This window comes from Shewanella sp. S1-58-MNA-CIBAN-0166, assembly GCF_040310085.1.
GTDB lineage: Bacteria > Pseudomonadota > Gammaproteobacteria > Enterobacterales > Shewanellaceae > Shewanella.
Window position 1 is genome coordinate 257,468 of sequence record NZ_JBEOPN010000001.1, and the last position, 23,268, is coordinate 280,735.

17 protein-coding genes and 1 pseudogene are annotated in these 23,268 nt (G+C 42.9%); 7 read left to right on the top strand and 11 right to left on the bottom strand.

Features of this window, described 5'->3' with window-relative positions:
- Window positions 1-41: 41 nt before the first annotated feature.
- Window positions 42-2,414 carry a Tex family protein gene (locus AAEY99_RS01195; protein WP_351008638.1) on the bottom strand — a complete coding sequence of 791 codons (2,373 nt, stop codon included), beginning with the start codon at window positions 2,412-2,414 and terminating at the stop codon, window positions 42-44.
- A gap of 213 nt (window positions 2,415-2,627) precedes the next feature.
- On the opposite strand from AAEY99_RS01195, the gene greB reads away from it, so the two are divergent.
- Window positions 2,628-3,113, top strand: a complete 486-nt coding sequence (gene greB / locus AAEY99_RS01200) for a transcription elongation factor GreB (RefSeq protein ID WP_011635724.1) — start codon at window positions 2,628-2,630, stop codon at window positions 3,111-3,113.
- Between the two features lie 192 nt (window positions 3,114-3,305).
- Window positions 3,306-3,938 (top strand): DUF4937 domain-containing protein, encoded by a 633-nt coding sequence (locus AAEY99_RS01205; RefSeq protein WP_351008641.1) that lies wholly within the window; start codon window positions 3,306-3,308, stop codon window positions 3,936-3,938.
- A gap of 277 nt (window positions 3,939-4,215) precedes the next feature.
- Here AAEY99_RS01205 and AAEY99_RS01210 read toward each other — a convergent pair.
- From AAEY99_RS01210 to AAEY99_RS01235, 6 genes and pseudogenes are all read right to left on the bottom strand, one after another.
- Window positions 4,216-4,367: pseudogene (locus tag AAEY99_RS01210) on the bottom strand (transposase); the annotation flags it as partial.
- A gap of 58 nt (window positions 4,368-4,425) precedes the next feature.
- Window positions 4,426-6,372 (bottom strand): MacB family efflux pump subunit, encoded by a 1,947-nt coding sequence (locus AAEY99_RS01215; RefSeq protein WP_335692063.1) that lies wholly within the window; start codon window positions 6,370-6,372, stop codon window positions 4,426-4,428.
- A gap of 3 nt (window positions 6,373-6,375) precedes the next feature.
- On the bottom strand, window positions 6,376-7,599 hold the full coding sequence (locus tag AAEY99_RS01220; RefSeq protein ID WP_101084862.1) for an efflux RND transporter periplasmic adaptor subunit: 1,224 nt from the start codon (window positions 7,597-7,599) through the stop codon (window positions 6,376-6,378).
- Window positions 7,600-7,665: 66 nt separating this feature from the next.
- Window positions 7,666-8,508: a YbhB/YbcL family Raf kinase inhibitor-like protein gene (locus AAEY99_RS01225; RefSeq protein WP_351008644.1), complete on the bottom strand. Its 843-nt coding sequence runs from the start codon at window positions 8,506-8,508 to the stop codon at window positions 7,666-7,668.
- 86 nt (window positions 8,509-8,594) lie between these two features.
- Window positions 8,595-10,031, bottom strand: coding sequence for an ATP-binding protein (locus tag AAEY99_RS01230; protein ID WP_351008646.1), 1,437 nt, complete (start codon window positions 10,029-10,031; stop codon window positions 8,595-8,597).
- A gap of 9 nt (window positions 10,032-10,040) precedes the next feature.
- Complete coding sequence (locus tag AAEY99_RS01235) at window positions 10,041-10,724, bottom strand: response regulator transcription factor (protein WP_351008647.1); 684 nt, start codon at window positions 10,722-10,724, stop codon at window positions 10,041-10,043.
- Between the two features lie 480 nt (window positions 10,725-11,204).
- Between AAEY99_RS01235 and AAEY99_RS01240 the strand changes: the two genes are divergently transcribed.
- A complete protein-coding gene (locus tag AAEY99_RS01240) occupies window positions 11,205-11,984 on the top strand; it encodes an acetoin reductase (protein WP_101084858.1) in 780 nt (259 codons plus the stop codon).
- A 222-nt stretch (window positions 11,985-12,206) separates the two neighbouring features.
- Here AAEY99_RS01240 and AAEY99_RS01245 read toward each other — a convergent pair whose 3' ends face one another.
- Complete coding sequence (locus tag AAEY99_RS01245; protein WP_351008650.1) at window positions 12,207-12,896, bottom strand: DUF2238 domain-containing protein; 690 nt, start codon at window positions 12,894-12,896, stop codon at window positions 12,207-12,209.
- Between the two features lie 256 nt (window positions 12,897-13,152).
- The gene (locus tag AAEY99_RS01250) at window positions 13,153-13,809 is read right to left on the bottom strand and encodes a Bax inhibitor-1 family protein (RefSeq protein WP_351008652.1); all 657 of its coding nucleotides are present in this window, start codon (window positions 13,807-13,809) and stop codon (window positions 13,153-13,155) included.
- 628 nt (window positions 13,810-14,437) lie between these two features.
- Here AAEY99_RS01250 and AAEY99_RS01255 point away from each other — a divergent pair.
- A complete protein-coding gene (locus tag AAEY99_RS01255) occupies window positions 14,438-15,409 on the top strand; it encodes a GGDEF domain-containing protein (RefSeq protein ID WP_351008654.1) in 972 nt (323 codons plus the stop codon).
- A 312-nt stretch (window positions 15,410-15,721) separates the two neighbouring features.
- Here AAEY99_RS01255 and acnA read toward each other — a convergent pair whose 3' ends face one another.
- Window positions 15,722-18,448 carry an aconitate hydratase AcnA gene (acnA, locus tag AAEY99_RS01260; RefSeq protein ID WP_351008657.1) on the bottom strand — a complete coding sequence of 909 codons (2,727 nt, stop codon included), beginning with the start codon at window positions 18,446-18,448 and terminating at the stop codon, window positions 15,722-15,724.
- A gap of 92 nt (window positions 18,449-18,540) precedes the next feature.
- Between acnA and AAEY99_RS01265 the strand changes: the two genes are divergently transcribed.
- Window positions 18,541-19,917 carry a lyase family protein gene (locus AAEY99_RS01265; protein WP_162022053.1) on the top strand — a complete coding sequence of 459 codons (1,377 nt, stop codon included), beginning with the start codon at window positions 18,541-18,543 and terminating at the stop codon, window positions 19,915-19,917.
- A 175-nt stretch (window positions 19,918-20,092) separates the two neighbouring features.
- Here the strand turns inward: AAEY99_RS01265 and AAEY99_RS01270 are convergent, their stop codons facing one another.
- On the bottom strand, window positions 20,093-20,902 hold the full coding sequence (locus AAEY99_RS01270; RefSeq protein ID WP_101084853.1) for a RecX family transcriptional regulator: 810 nt from the start codon (window positions 20,900-20,902) through the stop codon (window positions 20,093-20,095).
- A gap of 738 nt (window positions 20,903-21,640) precedes the next feature.
- Between AAEY99_RS01270 and AAEY99_RS01275 the strand changes: the two genes are divergently transcribed.
- Both AAEY99_RS01275 and cyoA read left to right on the top strand, forming a co-directional pair.
- On the top strand, window positions 21,641-22,036 hold the full coding sequence (locus AAEY99_RS01275) for a hypothetical protein (RefSeq protein ID WP_101084852.1): 396 nt from the start codon (window positions 21,641-21,643) through the stop codon (window positions 22,034-22,036).
- 181 nt (window positions 22,037-22,217) lie between these two features.
- On the top strand, window positions 22,218-23,267 hold the full coding sequence (cyoA, locus tag AAEY99_RS01280) for a ubiquinol oxidase subunit II (RefSeq protein WP_351008660.1): 1,050 nt from the start codon (window positions 22,218-22,220) through the stop codon (window positions 23,265-23,267).
- The last annotated feature ends 1 nt before the right edge of the window (window position 23,268 follow it).

Below are 23,268 nucleotides of genomic sequence, written 5' to 3' on the forward strand. Positions count from 1 at the left end.
AATACATTAGCTAAATGTGTTTTACCACACCGTATAATTGATTATTTTTTTATCTTGGCAAAGGCATCAGCAAACGCATTACCCATAGCCGCATTTTGTGGTGCTTTAACAGGTTTACTGGCTGGTTTATTATGACCAGAACTCTTGGTATTGACTGAAGATTTACCCGCAGCAGGCTTTTTCTGGTAATTATTTTGTGGCTTACCCTGCGACTGTCTGGTTGCCTTTTCGGTATCAATTTTTTCATCAAGACGCATACTTAACGCAATACGACGACGCTCAATATCCACTTCCATCACTTTCACTTTAACCACATCACCGGCTTTAACCACTGTATGTGGGTCACTAACAAACTTGTCGGTTAACGATGAAATATGCACTAAACCATCTTGATGCACACCCACATCAACAAAGGCACCAAAGTTGGTCACGTTGGTGACTACACCTTCTAAAATCATCTCGACTTTAAGGTGCTTCAATTCTTCTATGCCGTCTTTAAACGTAGCCGTTTTAAACTCACCACGAGGGTCGCGTCCTGGTTTGTCTAGTTCGGCTAAAATATCATTAATGGTCGGCACACCAAATGCGTCGGTAACAAAATCGGCAGCATTAATCTGTTTTAACAAATCGCTATTACCAATCAGTTCAGTTAATGGCAATTGCTTAGCACCAGCAATCGACTCAACTAGGCTGTAAGCTTCTGGATGAACAGATGATGAATCCAATGGATTATCACCATTACGGATACGTAAAAAACCCGCTGCTTGCTCATAAGCTTTAGGCCCTAAACGAGCCACACTCAATAACTGCTTACGATTGGTAAATTGACCATTAGCGTCACGAAAATCAACCACGTTTTTAGCTAAGGTTTTGGTTAAGCCAGCAACTTGAGCTAATAACGGCGCTGATGCCATATTTAAATCAACACCTACAGCGTTAACACAGTCTTCAACGACGGCATCAAGCGACTGCGATAACTGGCTTTGGCTTACATCATGCTGATATTGTCCTACGCCAATTGCTTTGGGTTCAATTTTTACTAGCTCTGCTAGCGGATCTTGTAAGCGACGCGCAATTGATACCGCACCACGAATTGACACATCAAGATTAGGAAACTCATTAGCGGCAAACTCAGAGGCCGAATATACCGATGCGCCCGCTTCACTCACAATCACTTTGGTCAGCGTCGGATGCGTTTCTTTCACGGCAGCGATTAACTCGCCAGTTAGCTTGTCGGTCTCACGCGAGCCAGTACCATTACCAATCGCAATAATTTCAACTTTATGCATGGTCACTAAATTACTTAAGGTACGAATCGATTTGTCCCATAAGTTTTGTGGCGCATGCGGGAAAATAGTGGTGTGGGCCACCAGCTTACCGGTGTTATCAACAATCGCGACTTTCACGCCAGTACGGATACCAGGATCGAGTCCCATTGTCGCTTTAGCACCAGCAGGAGCCGCCATTAATAAATCGCCCAAGTTACGGGCAAACACTCTAATGGCTTCTTCTTCCGCGCTTTCACGCATCTTAGCGATAAACTCGGTTTCCATTTGCAAAGCAACTTTAATGCGCCAAGTCGAGGTCACTACCGTTTTCAACCATTCATCAACGCTAGAGTTAGTCAGTTCTAACTTAAAGTGATCGCTAATAATCACTTCACAATAACTGCCTTCTGTCGCTTGAGTATCGGGATCGGCGTTCATCGACAGGCTTAACATGCCTTCGTTACGGCCGCGCAACATGGCTAAAGCACGGTGAGATGGGATTTTGCTCATCAGCTCATTATGCTCGAAATAGTCGCGGAATTTAGCGCCTTCTTTCTCTTTGCCTTTTACCATGCGGCTTTCAAGTACCGCTTGTTGTAATAAATGCTGGCGCACTTTACGCAGTAACTCTGCATCTTCAGCAAAGCGCTCAATTAAAATGTAACGCGCACCATCAAGCACTGCTTTAGTGTCGGCAAAACCTGCATCAGGATTAATAAACTCTGTTGCTTTGCTTTCTATATCTAATTGACGATTGGCTAATACTGCATCTACAAGCGGCTCAATACCCGCTTCGATGGCTATTTGGCCCTTGGTACGACGCTTTGGTTTGAATGGCAGATATAAATCTTCAAGACGGGTTTTGCTGTCGGCGTCATTAATCGCTTTAGTTAACGCTGGGGTTAACTTGCCTTGCGCATCAATGCTCGACAACACCACTTGGCGGCGGTCGTGTAACTCACGTAAATAACCTAAACGAGAAAACAAGTTACGCAACTGAGTGTCATCTAAACCACCGGTAGCTTCTTTACGATAGCGCGCAATAAACGGCACGGTGGCGCCATCATCTAATAGCGCAATGGTCGCTGTGACCTGTTGTTCACGGACATTAAGTTCTTGAGCGATAATCTGGGCAATATTATGCATAATCAATCGAATTCGACATGGTTTAAAATAAAATTATGCCAAAGATACCATAAAGACCACCAGTTCGCTGCTAGTACGAAAGGCTTTATGATGTCTTTATAGATAATCGATAAAAAGAATGCATCATCGGACATGAAGTGCTAAAACACAGATGATAATATTACGGCTTATATAAAACCTCACCGTTCTTCGACCACATTAAGAGTAAACTGCGTGAAAACTAAGTTAATCACTTTAGAAGGCTACAATAAGCTCAGAATTGAGCACGATTACTTGTGGAAAGAACAACGTCCTGAAGTGACTAAAATTGTCACTTGGGCGGCAGGTTTGGGAGATCGCTCCGAGAACGCTGATTATACTTTTAATAAACGTTTATTAAGGCAAATTGACCGCCGAGTACGTTATTTACGCAAGCTGCTGCCCGAACTCAAAATTGTCTATTACGCACCAGAGCAAGAAGGCAAAGTGTTTTTTGGCGCCACGGTTGAAATTGAAAACGACGCCGGTGACATTAAAACCTTTAAAATTGTCGGCCCAGAAGAAATTTACGACGAACGTAAAGACTACATCTCCATCGACTCGCCCATGGCCCGCGCGTTACTCAAAAAACAAGTCGACGATGAAGCGGTAGTGAGCACACCTCAAGGCGATAAAACCTGGTACATCAATAAGATTAGTTACAAACTAGAACAGAAATAACTTATCCAAGGAAAACGGAATCAAAGGCGTTAGTTGCTATGGTTTTGTTCCGTCAAAAAGAAGTATTGAACAGTTAAACTTTGCTGCTAGCACTGGGCGTGGTGACTCCAACACCACAAAGATATTGTTCCCTGATAGATTCAGCTTTGAAGAGCCATATTGACTCATGAACCATCAATATTAGGAACCATTTTGACTATAGCAAAATTGATTATGTGCGAGGTTGATGACGGTAAACAGGAGGCTTTTTCACAAAGTCAGAGTGCCTGGAGTCAACTGTCGACGTGTAACGGTTTTGTTGGGCAAGCAGGTGGATGGGAGGCCTCGTCAACCACAGCCATTATTTTAGGTTTTTGGGAATCTCAGTTTCACGTGAGTGAATTCATGAGAACTACCCACGATGATATTTATTTAAGTAATAAACAACAATCCACTTATCGTCATTGTTCAGTTAATTACTTCGAACTCATTTCAACCATATCTGGCTTACAGATTGATTTTTCAGGTGCTGGAGTATTAAGAGTCGCTTACTGCTCAAGAGTACTGGACATTGATAGGTTTAATCGAGATCAACAACTTATCTGGAACCCTCAACTGTCAACGCAACTCGGATGTTTAGGCGGTCACGTTTGGCGCCATGTTAAACACCATGACTGTTACTTAGTGGTAACGCATTGGGAATCACCAGCAGCTCATGAAATATACGCAAACAATGTATTGCCAAAATTACGGAAGATAGCCCACACTTCGGAGTACATTGAACAACTATTAGGTAAGGTTGTTGTTCTCGATAAAAAGTGGAACGTCACACCCTATAACGGTTGATCACCCAGATGACATTCCATCTAACCAGTTTAAACCGGCATAATCATATTGTAGTTTCCCCCAATAAAACATTATCAATTCCTGAAGATTTGCTCACCCGTTTATGGGCGACAGTGTATTTAAGATATGGCCTTCGGCCACTAATGTCGTGGCGCTTCGCCCACACCAGACCAAGAGAAAATCAACGGCTATTCCTTCTTGAAACTCCCAGTCGCTACATCAAATTTATTTGAATTACCTACAAACTAATGGCCAGTTTTACTCATTCACTACATTCTGGGATTAAGCAGTGTAAGTGAATAGCGAGGTTAAAATTTGCCCCCAAGTATGCAGAACCGCCGTGCACCCAAGCTGACTTTGTAAGTGTTTTCGGGTGATCCAAAATTAACTTAACATTTGCCATACTGCTTCAAACTGTGCGCGGTACAATTACTTCGCTTGCTCATCAAAGCCGATAATTTAGGGGGCCATATTTACTTGGCAGAGGTTAGTCTCTAGCAAGTGCATCAACCGGATTCAATTTAGCCGCATTCCGGGCGGGCAGATAACCAAACACAATACCGATTAAGGTCGAGCAGGCAAAAGCTGCCACTATTGACGTACTCGAATAGATCATCTGAAAACTGCTGCCTGTGTAGGTAAATATCATACCGATAAGATAAGCAAGTCCAATCCCCAATGCGCCACCACAAAAACATACCAATACAGCTTCAATCAAAAACTGACGCATAATATCGGTTTGCCTGGCACCAACGGCCATACGAATGCCTATTTCGCGCGTTCGCTCTGTTACCGATACCAGCATGATATTCATTACCCCAATCCCGCCAACTAACAAAGAGATAAACGCGATAGCTGATATCAGTAACGTCATGGTTTCAGATGTTTTTTCAATGCTTTTACGTATCGTATCTGTATTAATAGTGAAAAAATCAACTTTGCCGTGGCGCATAGTCAATAAGCTAATAATGCCTTGCTCTGCCACATCGCTTGATACATTGGCATCTATCCTTACGGTAATATCGTTAACATAATTTTGTCTAAGAATACGTCCTGAAACCGTGGTATACGGCAACCAAACATTCAGTTCATCACTGTTGTCGGACACACTTTCAATTGGCTTTGTTACGCCAATAACACGAACCGGAAGGCGGCCGAGAAAAATGACGCTACCTAATGCACTGCCGTCAGAAAAAAGCGTTTGCTCAGTATTGGCATCAATGACGGCAACCTGTTCTAACGCATCGATACTGTCATCGGCAAAATATTGTCCTTTGGCCAACGCATAACCGCGCACCCGAAAATACTCAGTACCCACGCCTTGAACTGAGCCTGTGACGGTTTCACTTGCATAACGTATGGCAACATTGGTCCTAACGGTTGGGGTAACGCTGTCCACATAGGGCAATATTTTAAGCGCATTGGCATCGTCTGCCGTGAGCGACTTAACCCGTTCAGAGCGGCGATCGCCTCGCCCAGTGCCTGGTTTTATTTCAATGGTATTGGTGCCCATTGAGGCAATATTATCCAAAATAGATTGCTGCGAACCGGCACCTAACGCAACCACGGACACCACTGAAGCAATGCCAATAATAATGCCGAGCATCGTCAGAAACGTACGCAAACGATGATTGGACATGGCAATTAACGCCATTTTTAACGCTTCAAGGTATCGCGACCAGTTTATCTTCATACTTGCTTGGGAAGATTGTCTGTCTGCGATTAACGAGCTCGTTTCTGCTGGGATACGTTTTTGGGTATCGGCAATGATTTCGCCGTCTTTTAGCTCGATGACGCGATCGGCAAACTCAGCAATATGCGGATCGTGTGTCACCAAAATAATGGTGTGACCGTCGCGATGCAGTTCTTGAATGAGTTTCATCATTTCTTCGCCGCTACTGCTATCTAAAGCACCGGTGGGTTCATCGGCCAGAATAATATCGCCACCATTTATTAAAGCTCTGGCCACACTGACACGTTGTTGTTGGCCGCCACTTAGCTGACTTGGTTTATGATCTAAACGATCGCTCAACCCTAGACGAGTCAGTAATTTTTTAGCTTTTTCGTGTCGGGTTTGCGGCCCCTCATTGGCATACAATGCTGGCACTTCCACATTGCCAAGCGCAGTTAAATCTCCCAAAAGATGATAGCGCTGAAAGATAAACCCAAAATATTCACGTCGCAGGGCGGCCAATTCATTGTCATCCATACTGGATGTGTCCTGACCATTAATGAAATAACTGCCTGTATTGGGTTTATCCAGACAGCCAAGGATGTTCATTAACGTTGATTTACCGGAACCAGACGCGCCGATAATGGCAATCAATTCACCACGACAGATTTGCAGGTTAATGTTGTTAAGTACCGTCAGCTCCTGCTCTCCGGCGGTAAAAGAACGACTAACACCTTTAATATTTAACAGAACGTCAGCCATGGGTTATAACCTCATCTCTTTGCCAAGACCAGGTGTACGTTGTCCAAGCTTATTGCCTGTAGCTAAACCGGTCATCGAAACTGCGCTGTCTTTAGCTGAAGATTGACTAAGCATGATTTGATCACCTTCGTTAAGCCCAGAGAGGATTTGAGCGTAGATTTTATTGTTAATGCCCACTTCAACATCGCGGTATTCAATGTGGTTGTTTATGATCACTGGCACTTGATACGAAGTACTCGAACCTAATTTGGTGACCAATACCTGTGATGGGACCAGCAAGGTATCTTGCGCATTGGCTAAAATAATCGATACCTGCGCTGTCATGCCAAAGCGCAATAGGTTGTCAGGGTTTTCAACATCAAACAGAGCGTTGTAGTAAATCGCTTCATCATCGCCAATCATCAATGAGCTGTCGTCGCCGCTAAGCAAAGTTGGCCCTGGTTCAATGGTGCGTAATACACCACGGTACTTTTTCGCTGTCGCGCCCAAAATACTGAAATACACGTCTTGCCCAGCACTCACATTGATAATGTCAGCTTCAGATACTTGCGCTTTAATCGTCATTACGTCTAATTGCGCCAGCTCAATAATACTGGGGGTGCCTTGATTGTTATTAACGGTTTGCCCCTCTTCGACCGACACATAAATCACGGTGCCATCAATAGGTGATCGAATAGTTGTGTAACCTAAATTGAGCTTGGCGTTATCGACACTGATGATTGCTTTGTCTTTTTCAGCACTGAGTTCATCAAGCTCAGCCAGATAAACCGCCAATATCGATTCTGCCGAGTCAAAATCTGATACCGACGCAGCGCCATTAACCAGCATCTTTTTATTACGAGCATATTCAGACTGTGCGACTTTTATTTGAGCCTGCTTTGCCCGATATTGCGCATCAATACTTTGTAGTGATGCTTGGGCTTCTTTAAGGGCATTTTGTTGAGTTAAGTTATCGATTTGAGCAATCAAGTCGCCCTGTTTTATATTTTGGCCAACGTTCACGTCCATTGTTTCGATTAACCCCGATACTTGAGCACCGACACTGACTAATTTAGACGGATAAAGCACGCCATTGGTCAGTACTACTTTTTCGATGTTGCCGCGTTTAACCACATCGGAGGTAAAGATAGGTTGGTCTTGTTGTGCTTGAGTGTACTTGTATCCTACAACGGCAACGATTGCGCCAAGAGTAAGAAGCAGCAAGGTGTTTTTAATGTTCTTTTTCATGTGGATCTCTTAATGTCTTTTTAGTGACTGATCTGCGCTAACAATCTTGTAATAACGGATTTGCGTTTACTTACTATCAATAACAGCAGAAGTCGTATTCAAAGTGGGTTTACACAATGGCAATGTTGACAGCGGATCCATGCTGTCATTATGTGGCTGTGCTTGTTCCGGATGAGCTTCTTGCGGATGAGCTTGTGGTGAATGAGCCCGTTGCGGCGTTTGACAGTGTCGCTCAAAACTCACAGTCAAAGAGTCTGAGTCCAGTACGAAGCCTTGCATGCTTTGTCGAAGCGATATTGCAGACACAGGGGCAGACACAGGGGCTGACACTGGGGCAGATACAGTGGCAGACGAATCGATATCTAAAAATTTGGATAGCGCATACAAATGAAAAGTATACATTTTTTGGCCAGGTCCTTTAGAGCATGGCGGTGCATACTCGTTACGATCATTCACAGTATTACTGCCAAATGAACCAACAGATTGATTTTCTTTACTGCCAGAACCAATACCAGAAGCTTGCGCCGGAATATTGTACACAGTCCAATACCACTTGAGTTCTTCAGGCTGGTTTAGTTTAGGTGCCTTAGTGTCACCTTGAGGTGGAGTGCCTTTTTTATTGTCAGCCGAGTCAGCCTTTGGTGCGTTCTTTTCGTTGCCTGTGACATTGTTTGTGAAATGAGGCTTAGGCATGTGGTCCATTATCATCACCAATGATTGGGTTCCGTCTGGTACTCCGCGCCAACTTAATGGTGGTGAAATACCCTCTCCCTCACAGGTAAATTCAACTGGCAATGTCCCATTATCGGAAAATGCAGGACTGGTGAGTTCAAGTGACGGCTTGGCATTAACGGCGGTTGCACTGAGCAACGTCAAAGATAAAATGGCGCCAATAATGTGGGTATTCATGGCCTAATCTCCAATACACTTAAGTTAACGATTAATGAGTTAACTTAAGTGTATCGATTAGGCTTCGCTGATGGATGACAATGTTGTCATTTAACGATGGGTAACAACAGCCGCATCGTCACAACCTCAATATCACTGGGCTCAAGCGTAAGATCGCCACCATGCGCGCGAGCGATTTCTCTGGCTAAACTTAACCCTAAACCACTGCCGGATATGCCTTGGGTATGAGCAGGCTCTCCGCGGTAAAAACGATCAAACAGTTTAACCCTGACCTCGTGAGATATCGGCAGACAAAAATTGCTAATAACCACTTCTATAGCAGACTCGTGTTGGCGAGCGTGGATAGTGACACCTTTGTGATGAAGGCTATAACGCATTACGTTTACGAGCAGATTATTTAACAGCTGCTTCAGCAACACAATATCGCCTTTAGTGATTAACCCTTTTTCAATAACACAATCAAGCTCCAGTTCATCCGACAGCAAGGTCATATCGGCAATCAACTCATCGACCAATTCAGTGATATTTATCGGTTCAAAATGCAACGCCATAGAGCCAGAATCCGCCTGTGATAGCAGCAACAATTTACGGGTAATAGCTGACAAATTCCCTACTTCATCAAGAATGGCATTGAGATCTAATTGCGATGGGTTTTCAGACAATACAGCTTGTTCAAGCTTGCCTCTTAGCACTGTGAGTGGTGTTTTTAGCTCATGGGCTGCATCAGCCGTAAAACGAGAAACTTGTTGAAAACTGTCCTCTAGGCGATCGAGCATCATATTGTATGCATCAATCAACATTTTGAATTCTTTGTCTTCTTTATGCTCAGGCAAGCGATGGCTAAGATCTTTTTGGGTCACCTTATCCATGGCTTTATGTAATCTGTTTATTGGTTTAATGGTATTGGTCGAGATAATCCATGCGCCTAGAATACTGAGCAGTAATGAAAAAGGAATAACCACACCCAACGCGGTCAGCAAGGTATTCGTTAACTGATTTGTGGTGGCTGCAATATTCACAGCGATAAAACTTTGTTGGTTTGAGGTTTGAAATAAGCTGGCTCGCCATCGGTTTTGCTGATGTTTAAAAAAGGCCAGCTGACAAACCGCGTCGGCTTTATTGTTGTGGGGTAATGTGAGTGACTCAGCGCGTAGCCAATGTAAGCGACTTATCACGCCTTGTACGTCTACACCGTCTGGCGCGGTTAAAAAGCCTTGCTCAGCAGAACCGACAGACAGCATTAATTGACTAGGTGAATTGATTCGTAACTTGTCCGTTAAATCAGTCATTAACCGGCTACTAGAAAGCGAAGTGTCGCGTAAATTACTTATATTGGCAGCGGAAGTATTTACATCAGGTAATGTATGCTTGGGTATTAAGCGTTTTGCTTCCATACAAAGGCGAGAATCAAGGTGAGTCAATTCTACAGTCATAATACTCGACCAACTTAGGCTGATAACCAACGTAAGCACAGCGGTTACCGTTAAAATTGATATGGCAAAAATACGAGTACGAAAATGCATATTAACACCTTATCGAATGCTTAAGCGATAGCCTGTGCCGCGGACAGACTCAATGGCGCCGACCATTTTTCCGGCCTTCTCTAAAGAAGCCATTTTACTGCGAATACGTTTAATGCACACATCGACAACATTGGTACAAGGATCAAAGTCGTATCCCCAAACATGCTCCAACAACTGCCCCCGGGTTAACACTTGGTTGGGTGAACGCATTAAGTGTTCAAGCAAGCTAAATTCTCGACTAGTAAGTTCGACTGATTGTCCCTGACAATTAAGGCTGCGATTAATACAATCAAGTTGCAATGCGCCTACCTCGACAACATGCTGCTGTGTGCCGCCATGGCGTCGTAATAAGGCTTGAATGCGAGCATGCAACTCTTCAACATAAAATGGTTTAGCTAAGTAATCATCAGCGCCCATGTCTAACCCTTGAACGCGGTCACCCAATTCATTACGCGCAGTAAGCAAAATAATGGGCGTATCGACACCTTGTTGACGCAGCGAACGAAGAATATCTAAGCCATCTCTGCCCGGAAGCATAATGTCGAGAATAATCACATCATAAGTATTGTTGCTTGCCGCCTGATAACCTTGAATACCATCGGCACAATGAGTGACATCGAAATTTTTGGCGCGCAAACCTTCACAGATAAAATCTGCAATTTTTTGTTCATCTTCGACAAGCAATACGTTCATTGAGTTTTATCCTTGGGAAACACTTAAAAGTATCTCACCTGACGCATCGCACTCGCAACCTATATGACAACATTGTCATTTAACAGATTAAGACTGGCCATACAGGATAAAATTTCAACAACCTAATGAGAGCGGAGTAGATAAACAGCATTGATGTTCGAAGGGTGATTCAATTTTTATCTAGCATGCTAATTAGATATTAAAGGTATTGACCGAAGGAGAGCGGTTACACACCCTGATGATGTTGACCATTGATTAGTGTAGTATTTTCAAACTAAAAGCATGATATCTAAATGCTCCTCACTAATATTGAAAGGTCACTCTTAGAGATTAAACATGTTTAATTTTCAACCATTATGCTGACTCGAATTGATCTACATCTAATTTTATTGCTCTACGTCCTTGTAAACTGATCATTCAATCGTTATCTGGAAGGCTATAAAAAGGTCTTCCTTATCTATTATCAAAAAGGAGTCAGATATGTCATTACAAGGAAAAGTCGCGCTAGTCACTGGCGCAGCTCAGGGCATAGGACGTGCCATTGCACTTCGTTTAGCAAAAGATGGAGCAGATGTTGCCATCGTTGATCTAAACGAAGAAAAAATGCTCGCTGTATCTCTTGAGGTCGAAGCCCTAGGTCGAAAATCAACTACTTTTAAAGCTGACATTAGCGACCGGAAACAAGTTTATGCCGCTATAGACCATGTAGAAAAAGCCTTAGGTGGATTCGATATTATGGTGAATAACGCAGGTATTGCGCAAGTTCAAGCCATAGCCGATATTACTCAAGAAGAAATGGATAAAATCCAAAAGATCAACGTAGACGGAACCCTTTGGGGTATTCAAGCCGCGGCAAAGAAATTCATCGAACGCAAGCAAAAAGGCAAAATTATCAGTGCCTCTTCCATTGCGGGCCATAACGGGTTTGCTTTACTGGGCGCATATTCGGCGACTAAATTTGCAGTGCGTGCGTTAACTCAGGCTGCAGCACAGGAATATGCTAGCGCAGGTATTACAGTCAATGCTTATTGCCCTGGTGTGGTCGGAACCGATATGTGGGTCGAGATTGATAAACGCTTTTCTGAAATTACTGGGGCCCCAATAGGTGAAACCTATAATAAATACGTGAAAGGCATTGCCCTTGGTCGTGCGCAAACACCTGTAGATGTCGCCAACTTTGTTTCATATTTAGCGGGTCCAGACTCTGATTACATGACAGGTCAGGCGCCACTGATCGATGGCGGTATGGTTTACCGTTAATAATAACCAAATGGTCCCAAAATGCAGGATTGTATATTTTGATCTGTCTTGGGTATATGGTTTAAAAATTGTGGGCTCATATTGAGAGTAACAACATAGCCTGCAGTTTTTAGCTCTGTGATTAACAACCATGTGAACATAGGCTGGACTCTAATCAGTACCCATCTTAGGTGAGCATGTCTATTGCTAGTCAAGTTGCACACTAGGGCTTTAATTTCCTGCTTAATATTCTTTATTTTTTACTGTTAAACTTAATATCCATTGTTCTCGAAAGTCTTTCTGAATACGTGAATGGATAAAAAGAGTTATCGCCATCGCTATAAAACCGCCAAGACTTGCCAGGGCCATATCTTTATGTGCATCCCAAACATCTCCCTGTGTGCCTAAATATGCCATTCCTAGCTCGCCACCAAATGCTTCAGCGGCGCCCCACTCAATCAATTCATATAGCATCGATGTTGCCATAATAAGATTTAAAGGCGTTAAATAACTCCAAAAGCCTTTCAAACCAGCAATCCGACAATACAAATCTCTAACTGGATATGCCAATAAAAGACCGTATGCCAAATGAATCAATCTATCAAAATTGTTCCTGGTCCAGCCCATATATTCATTAAGGCTAAAGTTAAAATACGACGTTAAAAATGCATCATAGGGAACATTGGAATAAGTATAATATGAACCTATTTCATGCAAGCTCATAAAGGCAAATATCAAACTATAAGAGAGTCGCGATAATGGGCATTTCTTATACGTAAAAAAAATGAACATGGCAGATAAGACAACGAGTACATTTTCAAGCGCCCAATCGGCTCGATCATAAGGCGATATAGAAATGACTAGGAATTCAATACCAAAGATGACTGACAGAATGAGAAAGTATCGTTTATGTTCCATAATATTTTTAGCCATTGTGAATTAACGGTAATCTTACAGGAGTCCAAAAGTCTGCTGTAGATGTCTTCTCATCCATAGCATGTAGAGCTCAATCACGTCTAATCACACCACAAAAGGGAGGACAACAGACGCCTACTGCGACTTACAAATTGATTATTTTAGTCCGACATCATGCATTTATAGATTAATAATGAAGATAATACGCTTTATTTTTCTACAATAACCCTATACACAACATTCTCCCTATTTACTTCACAATCACGCACTGAACTTATTTACGCCCAAGTATTCTTAAGATACGAAGGAACAAGTTGATGATGTCCATGTACAACGCAGCTGCGCTATCAATCGCATTATCGAGTGTTTTGGGTATCTGATTAGCCCGCCCCCAGTCATACCCAATATAGCCACAGAAAATCAGCACCACTATCCAATCAAGAATCCCATGGTGGATCCCAAAAACAAATATCTCAATCAACTCCACAACAATAACAAGCAGCAGGGCGATACTGAGTGCACCAGATATTTTTTTAAAAAAAGCAGGAAACATAGACCCTAAGCACATCATGCCAATGGTCACTAAGCCAGTAATCCGAATCGCTTCAGATACAATGGAGGCATCGTAGCCACTCACCACCAAGTTAATAATTAAACCAAAGGGAATAACGACAAAATTGTAACCAATAAAACTCACCAGTGGATTACTAGACTTATTAAACAGATACAGACCAAAAAAGCATGAAGCAAAGTACCCAATAAAGAAAATCCAAGGATTAACATCCGCTATCGATTGAGGATCGATATTTGTGACCATCAACCAGTTCATAGCAAAACCCCAACAAAGGGTTAAACCGATAGCAAAATTATAGGCTGTCGCACTAATGATGGGGTCAGTAGTACTGCTTCTTTTAAATACATTTACTTCCATGTTACTTCCTCGTAGCTGTTGGTAAAACGCTTTACTAATAGACCATTGACAGTAAGCTATACCAATTTACAGCGTAGCCAACTGTTTTGTGTCTTTGCTGAGTTTATTGCCAATTGAAGTTACGCCAATAACAATTCAAATTGTCGCGATTAATCCTGAATAAACGGCAATAATGTCAAACACAACCAAATTCCTTATGTAAATTCCTTTTGTAACTTCCTTGTGTAAATTCCCTTTGTAAATTGACTTCCAAGTCAGTACGTTATGTTAACTTAAAGATGGACTACAATACCTTAGCGTTTAAAATCTAAAATAAGTCAACGTTAGCGTTATTGCCAGTGAGTCAACAGGACAAATTCACTGAGCTTCAGCACGAAAACTGATGTTAACAAGCGAGCATAATCGAAGCGTAAGGATAAAGATAACCCTTAATAGAGATGACGATAATGATTTTAAACGAAATGATGACTAGACAATATTTGCACGAAATATAACCAAAACTAAATCGTGAAAGGTGTAGTATTCTAAGCCAAAGATACTGGTGATTTTTAACAAGCAAAACAGGGGTTTCAACTTGTTAATGTCTCAGTTTGAACAACATAATAATTAAACTTATTGCGAGTGCATTATGATCAATCAGCTGCAGGAAAAATATCAACTGTCACTATTGTTGCTACTCAGCGCCGTGGCTGTATTGGGGATTTCTCCTTTTGTGGTGATACGTTATCTTGCTGGTAACTTTACGGCTGCAATTATTGATATTACGCTGATATTAGGCATCATAGCGCTAGTTACTTATGCACATTATGTAAAAAAAATCCGCATCGTAAGCGCGGTGATAGCAATATTTATTAATGTCGGTGTTGTCGTTATTGTTATTGCTAACGGAATAGATAGTTTTTTGTGGATTTACCCTGTTTTCGCCAGCACTTTTGTTCTGGTAAAGCCAATTGAAGCCCTTGGTATTAATGCTGTCGCCGGCGTTGCTGTAGTAAAACTATCTAACATTTTTGCCACCATATCAGAGGACTCCTTCATTGTGACAAACTTGATGTTGTCATTGTGTGTTTTCGTTTATGCCAGCCACAGTGCCAAGCAATTTCGCTTGCTGGAAGATCTCAATACGATAGACCCACTCACAGGTGCATTTAATCGCCGTGCCATGAGTTCAGATATGAATGAGGTGTTATCCAACGCCGATAGCCACAGTATTAGGCAGTGGCTAGCCATCCTAGATTTAGATTACTTTAAGAGGGTTAATGATAAATTCGGTCATGCTGTGGGCGACCAAATCCTTAAAAATTTTGTGACAATTACCACTTCGCACATTGGTAAATATGATCGGCTTTATCGCTTTGGCGGGGAGGAGTTTGTGCTATTAATTCCCGAGAGCAGTAATCAACAACCAGCGTTTTTTGACAGCCTGAGAACGGCGATTAAAAAAGAATTGAAAAATCCAGATGGCGAAGAAATAACCGTGTCATTTGGTGTCGCACTCTGGGTTCCAGGTACAACTGCAGACACCTGGCTACAACGCGCAGATGAAGCACTTTATCTCGCAAAAAACAGAGGTCGTGATGATGTCGTCTTCAGTGGCTAATACATAGGCACGAAAGGCTTTACCCTCACAGATTAATGTATTGAAAATTAATCTAAAAAAAATGGGAAGTAGTAACCTCTCTTGCTCGTAGTGGGCATAAATGAGTTTACAAAGCTTGCGCCACATAATCCCTTACTCAACATAATCCCTAACTCAACATAAGCAAACAACTTATCTTCCCGTCGTAGCAGCTCATTTTTCACTCAAAAAAATAGGCTCAAGTCGTTAAACTTGAACCTATTTACGGGTTATTTAAAGCAGGTCATAACCTTAGGTTAAAACCAAGCGACTGAGCGAGAAGACTTAACTAAATTACCTCGCTAAATTACGTAATACATAATGCAAGATGCCGCCATGTCGGTAATAACTAAACTCATTAGGGGTATCAATGCGGATTTTAGCTTCAAACGAATGTTGCTTACCCGCTTTGTCGGTCACTGATACATTCACGGTTTTCTGCTCGGCACTTACCGCAGGAATACTAAATTGCTCTTCACCTGTAAGGTTTAGCGATTCTGCACTGTCATCAGGCATAAACTGCAGTGGCAAGATACCCATTCCAACCAAATTAGAACGGTGAATACGCTCATAACTTTGCGCGATAACCGCTTTTACCCCCAACAATGCAGGCCCTTTGGCCGCCCAGTCTCGTGAGCTACCGGTGCCATATTCTTTCCCTGCCAGCACAATACAAGGCGTACCTTGTTGCTGATACTGCATAGCGGCATCAAATACTGTCATCGACTCACCGTTAGGCATTAAACGTGTCCAACAGCCTTCGGTTCCCGGTGCCAGCAGGTTTCTTAGCCTTACATTGGCAAAGGTGCCGCGCATCATTACTTCATGGTTGCCACGGCGTGAACCGTAAGAGTTAAAGTCCTTAATGGCGACTCCAGCTTGCTGTAAATAGTCTCCGGCAGGGCTGTCTGGTGCAATAGATCCCGCAGGTGAAATATGGTCGGTAGTGACCGAATCACCTAACTTAAGTAAACAACGGGCATTGTCGATAGCCATAATTTTCGGTATTTCGGCACTGATCCCGTCAAAAAATGGCGGCTGTTTAACATAGGTGGAATCGGGCCAGTTATATTTTTGGCTCTGTACCACCTCAAGCCCTTGCCAGTCTGCGTCGCCGCTGTATACATCGGCATAACGGGAAACAAACATCTCACTTTGCACAGCGCTGGCCATGACCTGCTGGATTTCCTGATTGTCTGGCCAGATATCTTTTAAATACACCGCATTACCATCAGCATCTTCACCCAATGGCTCAGTGACCATATCGGCTTTCATATTACCGGCCAATGCATATGCCACCACTAATGGCGGCGATGCTAAGTAATTGGCTTGCACTTCTGGATGGATACGTCCATCAAAGTTACGGTTGCCCGACAACACCGAACACACCTTTAACCTGCCCTGTTGTATCGCTTCGCTGACGGGTTGAGGCAATGGGCCGGAATTACCAATACAAGTGGTACAGCCGTAGCCAACCAACTGAAAGCCTAGTGCATCTAAATCGACATTAAGACCTGATTTTATTAAATAATCCGTCACTACCTGTGAGCCAGGTGCAAAGCTGGTTTTCACCCAAGGTTTAACCTGTAAGCCTTTTTCACGAGCGTTTCTGGCCAATAATCCGGCTGCGATTAACACCGATGGATTAGAGGTATTAGTACAGCTGGTTATCGCCGCTATCACTACCGCGCCAGCTTCCAGCACAAAGTCTTTATCTCGATAACGGCAAGCAACACCGGTACTACCATCGACGACGGAAACTTGCACTGATGGGCCACCCTCGCTTGCCAGCTCGTCTTTACCTTCGGCGTCGATGTGGCTAACAGGGATCTGACTATCCAACCACTGACGGAAACTGACTCCAGCTTGCTCAAGTGCAATTCTGTCCTGTGGCCTTTTGGGGCCAGCGATAGAAGGCACAATACTGCCTAAATCCAGTTGTAAGCTGGCGTGATAACAGGCTTTGTTGTCGGATGCACTGGCCCACATACCCATCTGTTTAAGATATGCCTTGATCAGCGCGATATGCTCTGGATCACGACCAGTAAGCTTTAGGTAATCTAGTGTTTGTTGGTCAATCGGGAAAATGCCACAAGTAGCACCGTATTCTGGCGCCATATTGGCAATGGTCGCCCTATCGGCCAAGGTTAATTGATCGACACCGGCACCAAAAAATTCAACAAACTTACCTACCACGCCAAATGAGCGCAGTTGTTCGGTCACGGTTAACACCAGATCGGTAGCGGTAACCCCTGGAGGCAATTTACCGATAAATTCAAATCCGACAATTTCGGGTAACAACATCGTCACGGGTTGGCCTAACATCGCGGCCTCAGCCTCAATGCCGCCGACGCCCCAACCCAATACCCCCAAACCATTAATCATGGTGGTGTGAGAATCTGTTCCGACTAAGGTGTCTGGATACAATAGGTTATCTTCATCTTCTTTGACAAAGACCACTCTCGCCAGATATTCCAGATTGATTTGGTGCACGATACCGCGCCCGGGAGGTACCACTTTAAAGTTGTCGAAGGCTTGCTGACCCCAACGCAAAAACTGATATCGTTCGCGGTTTCGTTGAATTTCAATGGCAGTATTTTTTTGCAACGCCCCTGTTTCGGCAAATACATCGACCATCACTGAGTGGTCAATAACCAGCTCCACCGGGTTCAGTGGATTAATAGCGTCGGCATTGCCGCCCAATGTCACGATTGCATCACGCATAGCGGCTAAATCGACGACTGAAGGTACACCGGTAAAATCTTGTAGAATGACTCGAGAAGGGACAAAGGCAATTTCGGTTTCAGACCAGTTATCCAGATCCCAGCGGGCCAAAATTTCAATATCCTTCGGCTGGACAAATTCCGAATTTTCATAACGCAGTAGATTTTCTAATAATATTTTTGCCGCAAAGGGTAAGCGGGATAAATCGTAGTGTTCTGCTAGTCGATCAAAGCTGTAATACCGGAAAGTTTTGTCATTACTTTCAATCTGTTTCAATAATTGCATAGAATGGTTCATTACTGATCTCCCTATAAACGTTTACTGGCACTTCCTGCTAAGCTTAGTGAACACACTAACATATCCCAATCAAAAATCGAGTCGAAAACCTTATGAGTAAGATACGTATAGAATATGACAGCATGGGGAAAGTTCAGGTGCCAGATGATGTTTATTACCAGGCGCAAACTCAACGTGCACGAGATAACTTTCAGTTTTCTGAGCGACGCTTTCCGTCGCCAGCAATACTCGCCCTACTCGACATAAAATCAGCTGCAGCACAGGCTAATAGCCAACTCGGCTTGTTAGATAACGCTATGGCCAAAGCAATTCAACAAGCGATTATCGCCAGTAAGAAGCTTGATTTTTCGCAGCACTTTCCAATTGATTTGTTCCAGACAGGCTCTGGCACCAGTTCTAATATGAATGTTAATGAGGTGATTGCCAGCCTCGCTAGCGACATTTTACAGGCAAAAGTTCACCCTAATGATCATATTAATATGGGTCAAAGCAGTAACGATGTGGTGCCCGCCTGTATTCATATTAGTACGGTTAGGCAATTAAAGGGCTTATTATATCCTGCCATTCAGGGCTTAAGTGACAGATTAACGTTTTTGGCCGATGAGTATTCAAATACAGTCAAAACTGGTCGCACCCATTTAATGGACGCCATGCCGATTACACTTGGCCAAGAACTGCAATGCTGGCAACAACAGTTAAACGGTGCTCAAGCTAGGGTACAGCAAGTAGCGCTGAGCCTGCATCATTTGCCATTGGGCGGCACCGCGGTGGGCACTGGCGTTAATTGTGACCCCAATTTTGCCAAACTTGCATGTGATGATTTACAACAGCAAGATCAGATCCCTTGGCAGGCGGCGCCAATCCCTGCGTTGTATATGAGTAGCCAAGATCACACCTTAGCCATGGCTTCGGCGCTCAAAGGGTTAGCGGTTACATTATTGAAAATCGCCAATGATTTACGCTGGATGAACTCTGGCCCTGTTGCAGGACTACAAGAAATTAGCTTAACGGCGCTGCAACCGGGCTCATCGATAATGCCCGGTAAGGTTAACCCCGTTATCCCAGAAGCCGTAGCCATGATTGCCGCTGAAGTCATCGGCAATGAAGCAACCATCACCATCGCGGCGCAATCGGGTAATTTTCAGTTGAATGTGATGCTGCCACTGATTGCCGACAAACTACTGTCCAGTATTGATTTATTAACCCATGCCTGCCAAGCAATGACCGATAAAGTGTTTGCCGAATTTAAGCCCAATGCAGAACATTTGACCCAGGCATTAGAGAAAAACCCCATTCTAGCTACCGCACTTAATTCAGTAGTGGGGTACGATATGGCCGCAAAAATTGCTAAACGAGCAGATAAAGAACATAAATCAGTATTAGCCATTGCGCTTGAAGAAACCGATTTAGACGAAGATAAACTCCAAGCGATACTCGACCCGTTACATCTGGCAAAACCTAATGAATAGCAGCCACCAAACTGACAATAGTTGGGTGAATAACATAAATTTGAGATTGAAGATGTTAGATGTTAGCCATCACTCAAGTCGGTAAAAGTGCAATGGTGAATGAAAAATCGTGAGTAGTGAGTCGTAAGAAGTCTGCCGATATCCGTTGTCTCAGTGATATCGGCGGTAAACGTTATTACTCATCATCTAGCGTCATTGCCTCTTTTATTTCATCACTGCCAAATCCTTTACGGGATAAATAGGCATACGCTTTCGACTTTTCTTTATAGTCCGCTAAGTTATAGCGTTTCTTAGCCAATTCATTTTTGCAGCTTTGATAAAAATCGACGTCTTCTGTTAGCGTTAGTTGGTACAAGGTTTCTTCAAAGTCGCTTACATCAATCAGTCGCTGCTTTAATTCCTGCAAGATAAGGGTTTTACCTTTGCCTTTATTAAACAGTTTGATTATTTCAGTGGTTAAATCGGCTTTGTCGGCTTTGAGGGCTAATTTACTGCGCAGGGTTTCACGTTGTGGATGTTGTGCTAATGCGTGATCAATTTCAGCCCGAGAGAAACCTTTTGTGGTCATCTGGGAATAGACTTTTTCTATGTTGGTACCATAGAAGTTTTCAAACCGACTCAGCAATCGCGATGTGGCTAACTCAAAAAGGTCCACTGTTTGCTCGTGCATCACTTGTTCTATCGCGGTATCAATCTCTGTAGCACTTACGCCGCGCAGCTGTAACTTACGTCTTATGGCACCAATACCGATTTCATTACTAAAGGCTAACTCGCAGTAACGTACCGCAAAGTCAAAGTCACTTTTTAAATAACCGCCCTCGATGAGTCTGGCGAGTACGGTATCAATCCATTGTTGATTGTCGGTTTTACGCTCAAGCTTGGTGCGAATTTCGTTAATGGTAAAGTCTTGCTGGCCAAGATGCCAATAAGCACTATTAAAAACGTTATCGATGGTTTTGGCTTGACGTAGTGGTGGACGCTGCATAAAAATTAATCTTACCTTAACATAATCAAAATGAGTGTAGCAGTTCAGTCAGTTATTGAGAAAGATCTAGATATTTCATTGTTTAAATGATTTAAAAACCCGCCGTTTATAGTGAATGAAATGCAGCTTTTTAAATGGATTATAGAGTTATTTATTGATGGAGACTTGTTGTACTAAAGCTGCATCATTAGTCACTTAGCAGCATTATCCGCAACGGAACATCAATGGATAGAAGATCTTTATACTCGAGTCATAAGACGATTATTGCTTGTCTATTTGACGTTGCTGAACTAGCAGTGACAGTCGCTAATAACCTTAATAGATAATCTGCTGTCCCCCAAGTATTTATTGCGATATCGATTGGTAACAATACAGAAGCCAGAAAATATTTTAGATCGAAAAAATATGATCCTCACACCCCCTCAAGGGCGTATCTATAGATGTTAGGATTGTTGAATTAAGGCGCTTGTATCTGATGACATCCACCCATCTATATTAGGTGTATGGATCACAGATTTGTGATTTTTGAGCTATCGACAAGTAACAAAACAGTTAAACATGTAAATAGACAGTATAGATATTGTTCGAATTCAAGTTTATTTAATAATTCCGCTGTTTTACTACTCTGATTTACTTTCAATCAATAGCGCCTTCTTGTTATTCTCCTGCCAATGAAAATCGTCAGCTGGATCTATTGATTCAACTACCCACTCCTTTGAGCTCGTTTGGAATCGTTTCTTGAATCTAACTCTTTGCCAATACCTAGCTAAGCCGCTTAATCGCATCGCAAGGCTGTCTAAATTGAGTAAAGCACATTTAACGTTGTGTTTCGGGTTACTGTTGCTGCAACCCTTAGCTGATTCATTATCTATGTCGATGGGGCATGTCGTCGATATCAGTGAATTTATTGCCGTTGTTGACACTTTACTAGCTGAAGTTATGGGCGCTAGCTTTCTGGGCCTACTAATATTAAACCCATTGGTGATCGAGCAATTTTGGCGTTTATTCAATCTCAATTCTACATTTTGTAATCTTCTTGCTCTTAGCTACGCGCTAAGTGCCTTATCTGTTGTTGCCCCTAAATCCCTTGAATACACGGCACACGGTTGCCGCGCTCCTCCTCTACAAGCTTAAATATTTTAATTTAAATACATCATTCGCAAAATCTATATTGCCTTAAGACGTACGCCAAAATCACTGTTAATTGATTTGAGCGAGTCCTTTGGTGCAGTTATTTGCATTCGATGATTATTCTGCAACTGCCGATCCTCCAATTGGTAGCGTAGTAAGCTTTTAAGGTGAGAGGAATCTTCCTTTGTTAATTCGAAATTTAAGTAAACCAGCGCTAGCTGCATTAGCATTTATGCTCGCAGGCTGTGAAGGCGGCGTGCTGGATCCCAAGGGTCAAATCGGTATAGATGAGAAGCATCTCATTATTGTGGCGACATTACTGATGCTGATTGTGGTTATTCCGGTGATTTTCATGACCTTGTATTTTGCCTGGAAATACCGTGATGGCCGCGATGAAGAAATTTATGCACCTAAATGGGCGCACTCAACCGCCATTGAAATTGTGGTGTGGGTTGTACCAATTGTTATCGTGATCATTCTTGGTGTTATCACTTGGAATTCGACCCATGACTTAGACCCCTATAAACCGCTTGTTCATGATGCTAAACCGGTAAAAGTTGAAGTGGTGTCACTGGATTGGAAATGGTTATTTATTTATCCAGAATATGGTATTGCTTCGGTTAACGAATTGGCCTTCCCTGCGAACGTGCCGGTTAACTTCAAAATCACTTCAGACACGGCAATGAATTCATTTTTCATTCCGCAGTTAGGCAGTCAAATCTACTCAATGGCTGGCATGGCGACCAAGTTACACCTTATCGCAAACGAGCCTGGTACTTTTAAAGGTATTTCAGCTAACTACAGTGGCGCTGGTTTTGCGGGCATGAAGTTTAATGCCATTGCGACTGCAACAGCCGGTGATTTTGATGCGTGGGTTGCCAAGATAAAACAACAAGGGAATACCTTGGATGTTGAGCAATATGAGCAACTAGCTCAACAGAGCGAAAATAATCCTGTTCAATATTATGGGTCAGTGCAAAAAGGCATGTTTAACCACATTGTTATGCAATACATGCACCCTGACTCGAATATGAAACCAATGGACAGTATGGAAGGCATGGAAGGTATGCATGACATGGGCAACATGAAATCAATGTCTGGTATGGAACATACCGAACATATGAAAGATATGCAGCATATGAAAGACATGGACGCTGAACAACATTCTGGACTTTCATCCTCTACACACTCAACCACAGAGCATTCTTCGACTGCATCTGGGGAGGCGGAGTAAT

Bases quoted from the DNA above. Each gene is read 5' to 3' on its own strand.
- AAEY99_RS01195 (WP_351008638.1), bottom strand. From the start codon at position 2,414: ATGCATAATATTGCCCAGATTATCGCTCAAGAACTTAATGTCCGTGAA.
- AAEY99_RS01215 (WP_335692063.1), bottom strand. From the start codon at position 6,372: ATGGCTGACGTTCTGTTAAATATTAAAGGTGTTAGTCGTTCTTTTACC.
- AAEY99_RS01220 (WP_101084862.1), bottom strand. From the start codon at position 7,599: ATGAAAAAGAACATTAAAAACACCTTGCTGCTTCTTACTCTTGGCGCA.
- AAEY99_RS01225 (WP_351008644.1), bottom strand. From the start codon at position 8,508: ATGAATACCCACATTATTGGCGCCATTTTATCTTTGACGTTGCTCAGT.
- AAEY99_RS01230 (WP_351008646.1), bottom strand. From the start codon at position 10,031: ATGCATTTTCGTACTCGTATTTTTGCCATATCAATTTTAACGGTAACC.
- AAEY99_RS01235 (WP_351008647.1), bottom strand. From the start codon at position 10,724: ATGAACGTATTGCTTGTCGAAGATGAACAAAAAATTGCAGATTTTATC.
- AAEY99_RS01240 (WP_101084858.1), top strand. From the start codon at position 11,205: ATGTCATTACAAGGAAAAGTCGCGCTAGTCACTGGCGCAGCTCAGGGC.
- AAEY99_RS01245 (WP_351008650.1), bottom strand. From the start codon at position 12,896: ATGGCTAAAAATATTATGGAACATAAACGATACTTTCTCATTCTGTCA.
- AAEY99_RS01250 (WP_351008652.1), bottom strand. From the start codon at position 13,809: ATGGAAGTAAATGTATTTAAAAGAAGCAGTACTACTGACCCCATCATT.
- AAEY99_RS01255 (WP_351008654.1), top strand. From the start codon at position 14,438: ATGATCAATCAGCTGCAGGAAAAATATCAACTGTCACTATTGTTGCTA.
- acnA (WP_351008657.1), bottom strand. From the start codon at position 18,448: ATGAACCATTCTATGCAATTATTGAAACAGATTGAAAGTAATGACAAA.
- AAEY99_RS01265 (WP_162022053.1), top strand. From the start codon at position 18,541: ATGAGTAAGATACGTATAGAATATGACAGCATGGGGAAAGTTCAGGTG.
- AAEY99_RS01270 (WP_101084853.1), bottom strand. From the start codon at position 20,902: ATGCAGCGTCCACCACTACGTCAAGCCAAAACCATCGATAACGTTTTT.